This window comes from Kitasatospora sp. NPDC101801, from assembly GCF_044766665.1.
Taxonomy (GTDB): Bacteria; Actinomycetota; Actinomycetes; order Streptomycetales; family Streptomycetaceae; genus Kitasatospora.
Window position 1 is genome coordinate 283,858 of record NZ_JBIWML010000002.1, and the last position, 12,994, is coordinate 296,851.

At 71.9% G+C, this 12,994-nt stretch carries 13 protein-coding genes; 8 read left to right on the forward strand and 5 right to left on the reverse strand.

Annotation, left to right across the window (positions count from 1 at the left end; translation table 11 throughout):
- Positions 1-130: 130 nt before the first annotated feature.
- From ACIRPK_RS05540 to ACIRPK_RS05555, 4 genes are read left to right on the forward strand one after another with little or no spacing between them, the layout of a single operon-like run.
- Positions 131-1,078, forward strand: coding sequence for a metal ABC transporter substrate-binding protein (locus ACIRPK_RS05540; protein WP_403033399.1), 948 nt, complete (start codon positions 131-133; stop codon positions 1,076-1,078).
- Between the two features lie 17 nt (positions 1,079-1,095).
- On the forward strand, positions 1,096-1,920 hold the full coding sequence (locus ACIRPK_RS05545; RefSeq protein ID WP_403033402.1) for a metal ABC transporter ATP-binding protein: 825 nt from the start codon (positions 1,096-1,098) through the stop codon (positions 1,918-1,920).
- Positions 1,917-2,837, forward strand: a complete 921-nt coding sequence (locus ACIRPK_RS05550) for a metal ABC transporter permease (protein ID WP_403033404.1) — start codon at positions 1,917-1,919, stop codon at positions 2,835-2,837. The genes ACIRPK_RS05545 and ACIRPK_RS05550 overlap by 4 nt, the downstream gene beginning before the upstream one ends.
- A gap of 35 nt (positions 2,838-2,872) precedes the next feature.
- The gene (locus tag ACIRPK_RS05555; protein ID WP_403033407.1) at positions 2,873-3,280 is read left to right on the forward strand and encodes a Fur family transcriptional regulator; all 408 of its coding nucleotides are present in this window, start codon (positions 2,873-2,875) and stop codon (positions 3,278-3,280) included.
- Between the two features lie 58 nt (positions 3,281-3,338).
- On the opposite strand, the gene ACIRPK_RS05560 is transcribed toward ACIRPK_RS05555, so the two are convergent.
- The 4 genes from ACIRPK_RS05560 to leuA form a co-directional block, all read right to left on the reverse strand.
- Positions 3,339-4,163 carry an isoprenyl transferase gene (locus ACIRPK_RS05560; protein WP_403033410.1) on the reverse strand — a complete coding sequence of 275 codons (825 nt, stop codon included), beginning with the start codon at positions 4,161-4,163 and terminating at the stop codon, positions 3,339-3,341.
- A gap of 2 nt (positions 4,164-4,165) precedes the next feature.
- Complete coding sequence (recO, locus tag ACIRPK_RS05565) at positions 4,166-4,912, reverse strand: DNA repair protein RecO (RefSeq protein ID WP_403033413.1); 747 nt, start codon at positions 4,910-4,912, stop codon at positions 4,166-4,168.
- A 749-nt stretch (positions 4,913-5,661) separates the two neighbouring features.
- Complete coding sequence (locus ACIRPK_RS05570) at positions 5,662-6,207, reverse strand: TerB family tellurite resistance protein (RefSeq protein ID WP_403033415.1); 546 nt, start codon at positions 6,205-6,207, stop codon at positions 5,662-5,664.
- A gap of 333 nt (positions 6,208-6,540) precedes the next feature.
- Positions 6,541-8,322, reverse strand: coding sequence for a 2-isopropylmalate synthase (leuA, locus tag ACIRPK_RS05575; protein WP_403033418.1), 1,782 nt, complete (start codon positions 8,320-8,322; stop codon positions 6,541-6,543).
- A 368-nt stretch (positions 8,323-8,690) separates the two neighbouring features.
- On the opposite strand from leuA, the gene ACIRPK_RS05580 reads away from it, so the two are divergent.
- The 4 genes from ACIRPK_RS05580 (at position 8,691) to ACIRPK_RS05595 (ending at position 11,459) form a co-directional block, all read left to right on the forward strand.
- Entirely contained in the window at positions 8,691-8,975 is a 285-nt protein-coding gene (locus ACIRPK_RS05580; protein WP_403033421.1) for a protealysin inhibitor emfourin, read from the forward strand.
- A gap of 49 nt (positions 8,976-9,024) precedes the next feature.
- The gene (locus ACIRPK_RS05585; RefSeq protein WP_403033424.1) at positions 9,025-9,507 is read left to right on the forward strand and encodes a MarR family winged helix-turn-helix transcriptional regulator; all 483 of its coding nucleotides are present in this window, start codon (positions 9,025-9,027) and stop codon (positions 9,505-9,507) included.
- Positions 9,508-9,595: 88 nt separating this feature from the next.
- Entirely contained in the window at positions 9,596-11,038 is a 1,443-nt protein-coding gene (locus ACIRPK_RS05590) for an MFS transporter (RefSeq protein ID WP_403033427.1), read from the forward strand.
- Positions 11,039-11,060: 22 nt separating this feature from the next.
- The gene (locus ACIRPK_RS05595; protein WP_403033430.1) at positions 11,061-11,459 is read left to right on the forward strand and encodes a PPOX class F420-dependent oxidoreductase; all 399 of its coding nucleotides are present in this window, start codon (positions 11,061-11,063) and stop codon (positions 11,457-11,459) included.
- Positions 11,460-11,483: 24 nt separating this feature from the next.
- On the opposite strand, the gene ACIRPK_RS05600 is transcribed toward ACIRPK_RS05595, so the two are convergent.
- The gene (locus ACIRPK_RS05600; protein ID WP_403033432.1) at positions 11,484-12,962 is read right to left on the reverse strand and encodes a M16 family metallopeptidase; all 1,479 of its coding nucleotides are present in this window, start codon (positions 12,960-12,962) and stop codon (positions 11,484-11,486) included.
- Positions 12,963-12,994 lie beyond the last annotated feature (32 nt).

Consider the following 12,994-nt stretch of genomic DNA (forward strand, 5'->3'; position numbering starts at 1 on the left):
GTTACCGGGCGTGGTGGTGCGGGGTTCAAATCAGTATTCCCCGACGGGTCGGTGTGTCGAACCGTTGATCGGTTGATTCGATCGTCGATCGAGTTGACAATCATTTCCAGTTAAGTTGAGAATGGTTGTCATGATGTTGCGACGCCTCACCACCTCGATAGCCCTGACCGCCACTGCCGTCGTCGGCGCCCTCACCCTGTCCGCCTGCGGCGGTTCGAGCAGCGCCAAGGGCAGTGACGGCAAGCTGGACGTGGTCGCGTCGTTCTATCCGATGGAGTACCTCGCCCAGCAGATCGGCGGCGAGCACGTACGGGTGACCGGCCTCACCAAGGCCGGCGTCGAGCCGCACGACCTGGAGCTGACCGCCAAGCAGGTCGCCCAGGTCAAGAGCGCCGACACCGTGGTCTACCTCAAGGGCCTGCAGCCCACCGTCGACAAGGCCGTCGCGCAGAGCGGCGCCGAGCACGTGGTGGACGCCACCGCCGCCTCCCCGCTGGTCGACCACCACCTGGCCGAGGACCACGCCGAGGGCGACGGCCACGACCACGAGGGCGCCGCGGGCGACCCGCACCTCTGGCTGGACCCGAACCGCTACGCCGCCGTCGCCAAGAGCGTCGGCGCCGAGCTGGCCAAGGCCGACCCGGCGAACGCCGCCGACTACCAGCGCAACACCGACCGCACGGTCGCCGAACTGACCGCGCTGGACCAGGAGTTCAAGGCCGGGCTGAAGGACGCCAAGGGCAGGTCCTTCGTCACCAGCCACGCCGCCTTCGGCTACCTGGCGGACGCCTACGGCCTGGACCAGATCGCCATCAACGGCGTCGACCCGGAGGCCGAGCCGACTCCGGCCAAGCTGGCCGAGGTGCAGCAGGCCGCCAAGCAGCACGGCGTCAGCACGATCTTCTTCGAGACCCTGGTCAGCCCCAAGCTCGCCGAGACGGTCGCCAAGGACCTCGGTCTGAAGTCCGCCGTCCTGGACCCGCTGGAGGGCGTCAAGGACCCGGCCAAGGACACCTACTTCTCGGTCATGCGGCAGAACCTGCACAACCTCCAGGCCGCGTTCGGTACCACCGGCTGACGGGACATCGGATACCCATGAGCACTGTCATCCCCAAGGCTCCGCAGCCCGTCGCGGCGCGGCACCCCCGTGAGGCGGGTGCCGCGCCCGCGGCCGTCCGGCTCCGCGACGCCGTCGCCTCGCTCGGCGGCCGGCCCGTCCTGCGCGGCGTGGACCTCGAGGTCCGGCCCGGCGAGGTGGTCTCGCTGCTCGGGGCCAACGGCTCCGGCAAGTCCACCACCGTGAGGTCGGTGATCGGCGCCGTCCCGCTGGAGCGCGGCGGGCTCGAACTGTTCGGCACCCCGTTCGCCAAGTTCCGTGCCTGGCACCGGATCGGCTACGTGCCGCAGCGCACCACCGCCGCCAGCGGGGTGCCGGCCACCGTCCGCGAGGTGGTCTCCACCGGGCGGCTGCCGCAGCACGGGCTGTTCCCGTTCCGCCGCAAGGACCGGGACGCGGTGGACCGCGCGCTGGCCCAGGTCGGCATGCTGGACCGCGCCGAGGACGGCGTGGCCGGGCTCTCCGGCGGCCAGCACCAGCGGGTACTGATCGCCCGCGCCCTGGTCGGCTCCCCCGAACTCCTCATCATGGACGAGCCGATGGCCGGGGTGGACGTGGCCAGCCAGCAGGTGCTCGCCGACACGCTGCGGCAGGAGGTCGGCCGGGGCGCCGCCGTCCTGCTGGTGCTGCACGAACTCGGGCCGCTGGAGCCGCTGATCGACCGCACCGTGGTGCTCCGCGACGGCTGCGTCGCGTACGACGGCCCGCCGCACCCCGACACCGGGCAGCACGCGCTGCCGGGCCACGACCACGTCCACCCGCACGGGGACGACCACCTGACGACCCCTGGACTGCTCGCATGAACGAGATGCTCAGCTACGACTTCATGCAGCGCGCGCTGATCGCCGCCGTGCTGGTCGGCATCACCGCGCCCGCCGTCGGGATCTACCTGGTGCAGCGCCGGCAGGCGCTGATGGGCGACGGCATGGGCCATGTCGCGCTCACCGGCGTCGGCCTCGGCTTCTTCTTCCAGACCAGCCCGGTCTGGATGGCCGTGCTGGTCTGCATCCTCGGCGCGGTGGTGATGGAGCTGGTCCGCTCGCGCGGCAACCAGCGCGGCGACATCGCGTTGGCGATGCTCTTCTACGGCGGCATGGCCTGCGGGAAGATGCTGGTCAGCATGAGCGCCCAGGCGGGCAACGGCAGCCTGGAGAGCTACCTCTGGGGCTCCATCCTGACCGTCGCGCCCAGCGACCTGATCACCATCACGGTGCTGGCCGCGGTGGTCATCGCGGTCACCATCGGCCTGCGCCGCCAGCTCTTCGCGATCTGCCAGGACGAGGAGTTCGCCCGGGTCACCGGTCTGCCGGTGCGGGTCCTCAACCTGCTGCTGGCCGTGATGGCCGCGGTCACCGTCACGGTGGCGATGCGGGTGGTCGGCCTGCTGCTGGTCAGCGCGCTGATGGTGGTCCCGGTGGTGGCCGCCCAGCAGCTCACCCGTTCGTTCGCGATGACCCAGGCCGCCTCGATCGGGATCGGCGTGCTGGTCGCGGTGGGCGGGGTGGCCGGTTCGTACCAGGCCGACCTGCCCTCGGGGCCGACCATCGTGCTGCTGGCGATCGTGGTCTTCGCGCTGCTCAGCGCCGTCGCCACCCCGCTGGCCCGGCGCCGGCACCGGGCCGCGAGCGACCACGGACCCGAGGTCTGCGAGGTGCGGCTGCCCGATCAGCAACGGGGTCGCGCGGAGGATTCGGTCACCAGTCGGGGGCTGGCACAATGAGGTGCCAGACCACCCCACGACCAGGAGGACCCACGGTGACCACCGCAGGCCCGTCGCGCGCCCGATCGACCCGGCAGCGAGCCGCCGTCTCGGCGGCCCTGGACGAGATCGAGGACTTCCGCAGTGCGCAGGAGCTGCACGACCTGCTCAAGCACCGGGGCGACTCGGTCGGTCTGACCACGGTCTACCGCACCCTGCAGTCGCTGGCCGACGCCGGTGAGGTGGACGTGCTGCGCACCGCCGACGGCGAGGCGGTCTACCGCCGGTGCAGCAGCGGGCACCACCACCACCTGGTCTGCCGCAGCTGCGGCTCCACCGTCGAGGTCGAGGGCCCGGCGGTCGAGCGCTGGGCCAACGCGATCGCCGCCGAGCACGGCTACAGCGACATCGCGCACACCCTGGAGATCTTCGGCACCTGCGCGGAGTGCACCAAGAAGGCCTGAGACACCGAACAGTGCGGGCCCGTACGCGACGGCGTACGGGCCCGCACTGCTTGCCGGTTCAGCGCTGGGTCGGGACCTCGACCTCGTTCGGAACGGCCCCGCCGAAGCGGCGGTCGCGCATCGCGTACTGCTCGCAGGCCCGCCACAGGTCGCGGCGGTCGAAGTCCGGCCAGAGCACGTCCTGGAACACCAGCTCGGCGTAGGCGCTCTGCCAGAGCAGGAAGTTGGAGGTGCGCTGCTCGCCGCTGGGGCGCAGGAAGAGGTCCACGTCCGGCATGTCGGGGTGGTAGAGGTACTTGGCGATGGTCTTCTCGCCGACCTTCGACGGGTCCAGCCGGCCGTCGGCCACGTCGCGGGCGATCGCCGCCATCGCGTCCGCGATCTCGGCCCGGCCGCCGTAGTTGACGCACATGTAGAGCGTGACGGCGTCGTTCTTCCTGGTCTGCTCCTCGGCGACCTGGAGCTCCTGCACCACGCTCTTCCAGAGCTTGGGCATCCGGCCGGCCCAGCGGATCCGGACGCCCATCGCGTCCATCTCGTCGCGGCGGCGGCGGATCACGTCCCGGTTGAAGTTCATCAGGAACTTCACCTCCTCCGGGGACCGCTTCCAGTTCTCGGTGGAGAAGGCGTACAGCGAGACGTTCTTCACGCCCAGCTCGATCGCGCCCTTGAGCACGTCCAGCACCACCGACTCGCCGACCTTGTGGCCCTCGGTGCGGGGCAGCCCGCGCTCCTTGGCCCAGCGGCCGTTGCCGTCCATCACGATCGCGACGTGACCCGGGATCAGCTCGCCCGGGAGCTTCGGCGGCCTGGCGCCGCTGGGGTGCGGGGTCGGGGGGAGGTACTCCCGCTGCTTGCTGCCGAAGAGCCGTCGCGCTGCCATGCTCACTTCTCCACGTATCTCATCGAGCGGATACCCCGCTCCAGGTGCCACTGCAGGTAGGCCGCGACCAGGCCGCTGCCCTCCCGCCAGTACCGGGACTCACATCCGTCCGCCGTCCGCCAGTCCCCTGACAGCAGCGCGCCGAGCAGTACCAGTGTCTCAGGGGAGGGTACGGCACAGCCAGGCACGCGGCAGTCACCGCAGAGCACCCCGCCCGCCTGCAGCGAGAAGAACCGGTTCGGGCCGGGCAGCCCGCACTTCGCGCAGTCGGTGAAGCTGGCGCCGTAGCCGTTCACGGCCAGCGAGCGGAGCAGGAACGCGTCCAGCACCAGGTGCGACTGGTGCGTGCCGGCCGCCAGCGTCCGGAGCCCGCCGACCAGCAGCAGGTACTGCTGGACGGCCGGCTCGCCCTCGTTCTCCGCGAACCGCTCGGCCGTCTCCAGCATCGCGGTGCCGGCCGTGTACCGGCCGTAGTCGGTGACGATGCTCCCCCCGTACGGCGCGATGGTCTCCACCTGCGTACAGAGCGGCAGGCCCCGGCCGATCAGCTCCGCCCCCCGGCTGAAGAACTGCACGTCCACGTGCGAGAACGGCTCCAGCCGCGCCCCGAACTTCGACTTCGTCTTACGAATGCCCCGCGCCACCGCCCGCACCTTCCCGTGCTGACGGGTCAACAGGGTGATGATCCGGTCGGCCTCGCCCAACTTCTGCGTACGCAGCACAACGCCGTCGTCCCGGAACAGACTCATACCCCCCATTCTCGCCCACCCCACCGACAGCCCACCCCACACCTGCGGCGCACCCCGCTTCGACCCCCACGAGAGCCGCCTGCGGCGGGCCCGGACGAAGCACCGAAGGCCGCCAGCGACAACCAAGCCTCCTGGGACGCAGCACGAACCGCCTGCGCAGCCGCGGACGCCACCCTCCACCCGCGAGCCCGCCGCAGGCGGCAACCCGACACAGCCGCAACCACGTCCCCACCCGAGCCCGCCGCAGGCAACCCGCGGCCCGGGCGCAGCCGTGGACGCCGCCCTCCACCCGGGAGCCCGCCGCAGGCGGCAACCCGACAAGCGGCAACCACGTCCCCACCCGAGCCCGCCGCAGGCAACCCCGCGGCCCAGCGCAGCCGTGGACGCCACCCTCCACCCGGGAGCCCGCCGCAGGCGGCAACCCGACACAGCCGCAACCACGTCCCCACCCGAGCCCGCCGCAGGCAACCCCGCGGCCTGGCGCAGCCGTGGACGCCACCCTCCACCCGGGAGCCCGCCGCAGGCGGCAACCCGACACAGCCGCAACCACGGTCCCCACCCGAGCCCGCCGCAGGCAACCCCGCGGCCTGGCGCAGCCGTGGACGCCACCCTCCACCAACCCGCGAGCCCGCTGCAGGCGGGGTGCAGCCGTAGGGCCCGCACCCGGTCTCGTGGGGGGACCAGTGGGTGCGGGTCACGGCGGGCCCGGAGGGGGGAGTCGGGCCCGGCCTGTGGGGAGGCGGTGGGGGTCAGTGGGGGGCGTTGGTGGCGGCCTCCAGTAGTTCGTCGACGCGGCCGGTGGGGAGCTTGAGGCAGCGGCCGACGGCAGCCAGGGCGGCGCGCTCCTGGGGGAGGTAGCGTCCGTCGGCCAGCGCGATCCAGGCGCCTTGGAGGACCAGTCGCTCCCGGCCGCCCTGGGCCAGGTGCGGGGCCAACGGCTCGATCGCGGCGTGCAGTTCGACGGTCAGCCCGCTGCCGGCCCCGGCCAGGTCGATCGGGGCCTCACCGCCGACCCCGGAGAGCGCGGCCAGGGCGGCCAGCACCTGGGCCTCGCCGCAGTCCTCGAACCCGGCCTCGCGGATCACGCCGCAGGCCGCGTCCCGGGCGGAGCGGCTGCCGGTGCCGCCGGCGGCGAGCACGGCGAGCGCGACGGTGTACTGGGCGTCCCGCAGCATCGCGGCCAGCCGGACGCAGGTGAGTTGGTCGAGGGTCTCGACGCCGTAGCGGCGGTGGCAGGAGGTGCACTGCACGCAGGCGGTCACCGGGCCGACGGGCAGCACCGGGGTGCCGAGCAACCGCAGCCACCGCCGGCCGTGTTGACGGCGGTAGTTGCGGTCCCCACCACAGCCCGGACAGAAGAAATCACCGAGGACATCAGTCCGCCAACGAGGACGGACACCCCACAACCCTGTCACGGCGCCACTCCCCAGACATGGCAGGCGGCCTGCACAACAATGGGCAGGTCACGCGACCGGACTCCGCGATCGTCCCACCGACCCCGGTTCCGGTGGATAGATGCTGCCATGGTTACGCACGGGTGTCAGCACCCCGAACGGGTAAAGATGTGGTGCAGAACACATTCCGCGAACGCCTCAGGGGGCCGCCGGCGGCGGCCCCCTGAGGGTGGGTCAGGCGCGCTGCGCCCGGTTGACGGCGCTGACCACGGCCTTCAGCGAGGCCAGCACGGTGTTGCCGTCGATGCCGACGCCCCACAGCACCTGGCCGTCCACCGCGCACTCGACGTACGCGGCGGCCTGGGCGTCGCCGCCCTCGCTCAGCGCGTGCTCGGCGTAGTCCAGCACCCGGACGTCGACGCCGATCCCGGCCAGCGCGTTGACGAAGGCGGAGACCGGGCCGTTGCCCGTGCCGTTCAGGGTGACCGGCTGCCCGTCCAGCACGGCCTCGGTGGACAGCACGTCCCGGCCGTCCTCGGTGGTCAGGCTGCGCGAACCGCTCAGCGTGATCCGTCCCCACGGGTTGGCGGGGGTGGGCAGGTACTCGTCCTGGAAGACGCTCCAGATCTCGGCCGGGGTGACCTCGCCGCCCTCGGCGTCGGTCTTGGCCTGGATGATCCGGGAGAACTCGATCTGCTGACGGCGCGGCAGGTCCAGCTTGTGGTCGTTCTTCAGTACGTAGGCGATGCCGCCCTTGCCGGACTGGCTGTTGACCCGGATGACCGCCTCGTACGAGCGGCCGACGTCCTTCGGGTCGATCGGCAGGTACGGGACGCCCCAGGTGTAGCTGCCGACCGGTACGCCGGCCGCCTTGGCGTCGGCCTCCAGGGCGTCGAAGCCCTTCTTGATCGCGTCCTGGTGCGAGCCGGAGAAGGAGGTGTACACCAGGTCGCCGGCGTAGGGGTGGCGCTCCGGCACCGGCATCTGGTTGCAGTACTCGGCGGTGCGGCGGATCTCGTCGATGTCCGAGAAGTCGATCATCGGGTCGACGCCCTGCGAGAACAGGTTCATCCCGACGTTCACCAGGTCCAGGTTCCCGGTTCGCTCACCCTGCCCGAACAGACACCCCTCGACCCGGTCCGCCCCGGCCATGATGGCCAGCTCGGCGGAGGCCACGCCGGTGCCCCGGTCGTTGTGCGGGTGGGTGGACAGCGCGACGAACTCACGGCGGGTCAGGTTCCGCGACATCCACTCGATCTTGTCGGCGTAGACGTTCGGGGTGGAGCGCTCGACCGTGGTCGGCAGGTTCAGGATGATCTCGCGGCCCTCGCCCGGCTGCCAGACGTCCATCACCGACTCGCAGACGTCCAGCGCGAAGTCCAGCTCGGTGTCGATGAAGATCTCCGGCGAGTACTCGTAGCCGAAGACGGTGTCGTCCCGCAGGATCTTCTCGGCGTACTCCATCACCAGGCGGGTGCCGTCCACGGCGATCGCCTTGATGTCGTCCTTGCTGCCCTTGAAGACCACCCGGCGGAACAGCGGCGAGGTGGCGTTGTACAGGTGGACGGTCGCGCGCGGGGCGCCGACCAGGGACTCCACGGTGCGCTCGATCAGGTCCTCGCGGGCCTGGGTCAGCACCGAGATGGTGACGTCCTCGGGGATCGCGTCCTCGTTGATCAGCGAGCGGACGAACTCGAAGTCGGTGGCGCCGGAGGACGGGAAGCCGACCTCGATCTCCTTGTAGCCCAGCTTGACCAGCAGGTCGAACATCTTGCGCTTGCGGGCCGGGGACATCGGGTCGATCAGCGCCTGGTTGCCGTCCCGCAGGTCGGTGGACAGCCAGCGCGGTGCCTGGGTGATCACCTTGCTCGGCCAGGTCCGGTCCGGCAGGTCCACGGTGCCGAAGGGTACGTAGCGCTGGAACGGCATCCCGGACGGCTTCTGCGGGGTGGCCGCGGCGGTGATCGGGGTGAGGCGGTCGTTGAACGCGCGAGCGATGGCGGACTGCTCAGTCATGGAGGAGACTCTCGGCTTCCGAACTCGGTATGCGGGCTGGTCGGGGTGAATGGACACCCGACTCGGCCGACTGGTGCGCCGCATCGGTGCGGGCGCAGCACGGTCCCCCGCGGCGAGGGAGCCGGCCTTCAGTGGTCTACAGGCCCTCGCCGCGGCAGCTAAGAAGAAGCAGCCCGTAACGCATGATGTGCACCAGCGTAACCCAGCCCCCACCCTCCCCACAGTGAGCCTCGCCACCATTCCACCCTGTGAGACGGACTCGAACTGACGCTCCATCAGATCCCCTCTCCGGAACCACTCCGACTCCGCACCGCATTTTCACCGGAACGGGCAGCGCGACGGCACCGGTGCGTAGCACACTGACAACCATGCGTATCCAGGTGACCCGGACCGGCGGCCTGGCCGGCCGCCCCCTCCGAGCCGAGCTGGACACCGCCGAGCGGACCGACGCGCCCCACGTGCACGCGCTGGCCAGGGAGGCGGTGGCGGGCGGGCTGCGCGCGCCCTCCTACGGGGTGCCGGACGGTTTCCACTATGCGATCACCGTGGACGGGCGGACGGTGCACTGCGCCGATCCCCGGCTGACGGACTCCCAGCACGAGCTGGTCTCGCTGGTGCTGCGCGAGGGCGCGCCGCTGCACCCCGAGCAGTAGTCCGCTTTCGGATAATCCGGAACCTGTCACAGTTTTGTAGACTGCGGACATGACCACCCGAACCGTCCTGGACCTCTCCGGCCTCCTGGCCCACACCAGTCACGTCCTGGCTACCCGCATGTCGGCCGCCTTCGCCGCGAGCGGGCTGGAGATCACCCCGCGCGGCTTCTGCGTCCTGCTACACGCCCAGGAGCAGGAGCGGACCCAGATCCAGCTGGCCGAGATCGCCGACCTGGACAAGACCACCATGGTGGTCACCGTCGACGAGCTGGAGCGCCTCGGCCTGGCCGAGCGCCGGCCGTCCAGCACCGACCGGCGGGCCCGGATCATCTCGGTCACCCCGGACGGTGCCGAGGCGGTCGCCGCGGGCGTGCGGATCGTCGACCGGGTGCACCAGGAGGTCCTGGACGCCCTGCCCGGGGCGGACGGGGCGGCCCTGCTGCGCGCCCTGACCACCCTCCAGGAGGGACACCTCGCCACGGCGGTCGAGAGCGACCGCCCGGTCCGCCGGGCCCGGCGGGCCCGGGGGTAGCCCCGAAGAAGACGATCCAAGAAAAGATAGTCCCGTACGGGACTATCTGATAGCGTCCTACCCGTACTCGTCGAACGGGAGGGACCCCATGACCCCGCACACCCAGCAGGCCGTCCACTCACGCTGGTTCGCACTCGCGGTGCTCTGCGCCGGGATGCTGATGATCATTCTGGACGGCAGCATCGTGACGGTGGCGCTGCCCGCCATCCAGGCCGACCTGGCCTTCTCCCCGGAGGACCTGACCTGGACGGTCAACGCCTACCTGATCGCCTTCGGGGGGCTGCTCCTGCTGGCCGGGCGGCTCGGTGACCTGCTCGGCCGCCGCCGGATGTTCGTCGCGGGGCTGCTGATCTTCACCGCGGCGTCGCTGCTCTGCGGGGTGGCGGACAGTCAGGAACTGCTGATCGGCGCCCGCTTCCTGCAGGGCATCGGCGGGGCGATGGCCTCCGCCGTCAGCCTCGGCATGATCGTCACGCTCTTCCCCGAGCCGGGCGAGCGCGGCCGGGCGATCGGCGCGTTCAGCTTCGTCGGCGCGGCCGGCGCCTCGATCGGGCAGGTGCTCGGCGGGGTGCTGACCGAGGCGGTCGGCTGGAACTGGATCTTCTTCGTCAACCTGCCGATCGGTATCGCCGCCGTGCTGCTCTCCGTCCGGGTGCTGGCCGCCGACGGCCCGGCCCGCTCGCTCCGGGGCCTCGACCTGCCCGGCGCCGCCCTGGTCACCGCCGGGCTGATGACCGGCGTCTACGCGATCGTCTCGATCGACCGCCACGGCTGGGGCGCCCTGCTGCTCGGCGGCTTGGCCGTCCTGCTGCTCACCGGCTTCGTCCTCCGCCAGCGGCAGGCCGCCGAACCGCTGCTGCCGCTGCGGCTGCTCCGGTCCCGCACCGTCGCCGGGGCCAACCTGGTGCAGGTCCTGATGGTCTCCGCGCTGTTCGGCTTCCAGGTGCTGATCGCGCTCTACCTGCAGAACGTGCTCGGCTACGGCGCCGCCGCGACCGGGTTCGCGATGCTCCCGGCCGCGCTCGTGATCGGCACCGTCTCGCTCCTGCTGTCCGCCCGGCTGAACGCCCGGTTCGGCGAACGCGCCGTGCTGCTCGGCGGGTTGGCCCTGCTGGTGGCCGCCATCGGCCTGCTGACCAGGCTCCCGGTGGACGCCTCCTACCCGGTCCACCTGCTCCCCACCATGCTGCTCGCGGGCGGCTTCGGGCTGGCCATCTCGGCTCTCACCTCGCTCGCCATGGCCGACGCGAGCCCCGAGGACGCGGGGGTCAGCTCCGGTCTCTTCAACACCACCCAACAGGTCGGTGGCGCCCTCGGCGTGGCCGTGCTGGCCACCCTGGCGGGCAGCCGCGCCGACAGCCTGCTGGCCGACGGTGCGTCAGCCCCGGCCGCACTGACCGACGGCTTCCGGCTCGCCTTCGGGATCGGCACCGGCCTGCTGGTGCTGGCCTTCGTGCTGGTCGCCGTGCTGCTCCGCCGCCCGGCCCCGGCGGCGGCCGATGCCCCCGCCCCCGTCCACGCCCTGGTCTGATCCCACCCGAAGGAGCCCCACGATGAGCACCCCGACGCTCGACCCCGAGGTCCGCGCCCTGCTGGATGCCGAGAACTTCGCCACCGTCACCACCCTGAACCCGGACGGCGGCCCGCAGTCCTCGGTGATGTGGCTGAAGCGCGAGGGCGACACCGTCCTGCTCTCCACCACCGCGGGCCGGCGGAAGGCCCGCAACCTGGCCCGCGACCCCCGGGTCAGCGTCTCGGTCTACGACCTCGCCAACCCCTACTCCTCGGTCGAGCTGCGCGGCACCGCCGAACTGCTCCCCGATCCGGACCGGCGGCTGCCGTACGAACTGTCGCACCGTTACCTGGGCACCGACCCGCCGCTGGCCGAGCCCGACGAGGTGCGGCTGGTCGTCCGGGTCACCCCGGCCAAGGTGCTCCGGTTCGCGGTCTGACCGGCCGACCTGCGAACCGGTCGGTCAGTCCTCGGAGTTGAAGTCCGAGGCCGGGTAGCACAGCGCCGCCGGGACGGCCGCGTCGATCGCCCGGACCGCCGGGGCGATGCCGTGGAAGACGTCGGGCAGGACCGGCATCCAGCAGTTGCCCCGGCCGAAGACCATCCGGCCGGGGCCGCGCTGTTCCACCCCGACCACGTCGGTGAACGGCAGGTGGTGCACGGAGCCGTCGGACTGGCTGGACCACAGACCGTCGCCGGTGACCACAAGTCGGGTCCTCCGGGCCGCCGGGTAGCGCAGCCGGTCCTTCAGGGAGGGACGGAACTCCTGTCCACCGCGCGGGAGTTCGGCCGCATCGGTGCAGCGGTACCGGGCCAGCTCGGCCCCGTCCGGGAGCCGCAGGGCGACCTCGGTGTCCAGCGGGACGACCAGCAGGGCGGACTCCAGCGCGGCCGCGAAGGCCGTCCGGAGCGCGTCGGGGGTCACCCGGCGCATCGCGTCCAGCCGGTCGGCGGCCGGGCGGTAGGTCCCGCCGAGCAGGAACTCCCCTGCGGCCTCGCCGAGTTCGTAGACCACCGAGCGCGGGTCCTCGAAGACCTCGCGGGCCCCCTCCACCTCCTCGGCGAGCTCCGCCTCGGACGCGTTCTCGGTGGCCAGCCGGAGCGCCTCCTGCCAGAGCAGTTCGGCCACCCGCTGCTCCTGGCCCTCCCGGGCGTCCAGGCAGATCACCCGCTCGCCCCAGGCCGGTCCGGCGTGCGCGACGTCGCCGCCCACGTCGTAGCTGAGGCCGTGCTGATGCCGGACCAGCTCGGTCAGCCGCTGCCGGAGCAGGTTCAGCGCCAGGTGCAGGGCCGGGTCGTCCAGGTCGCAGGAGAGCGCAAGGCCCGGGCCCGGCACGTCGGCCTGCTGCCAGGACGGACCGGTCTGCCGGACCGGATGGGCGGCGCTGCGGTCCGGCCGCTCACCGGCCGGCAGCGGCAGCCGGAGCCCGGCGGGCGGCGGGCCGGTCAGCACCAGCACCGCGTTGTCGGCGTGGAAGTAGCGGGTGACCAGGTCGCGCACCGCCTCGACCGGGATCCGGTCGGGCCCCGGGCCGGGGAAGGAGGCCAGACCCGGGCCCTGGGTGCCGAAGCGGCTGGAGAGCAGCTCGGCGGTGGTCGGGTCGGTCACCGCGCCGTTCTCGGCGGCCAGCACCCCGGCCTCCCGCTCGATCCGGTCCAGCGGGAGGGCGCCCAGCGCCTCGCAGACCTTGGCCAGGAACTCGACCACCTGCTCCGGGCGCCCGGTCGCGGTGAACTGGGTCAGGTTCAGGTCCACCGAGGCGTTGTGGTCGTGGTGCAGCCTGGGCAGTGTGCTCATCGCCAGGTGCTCGACGAGATGGGTCACGCCCAGCGTCCGGAAGGTCTCGTCGCTCGCCCCGCACCCGAAGAGCAGGACGGCTTCGAGCGGACCGGGCGCCTCCGCCCACAGGACGGGCACGCCGTCGATCTGGTCACGATGCATTGCCAGATCATATGCGCGTGCCGTCCCACCTG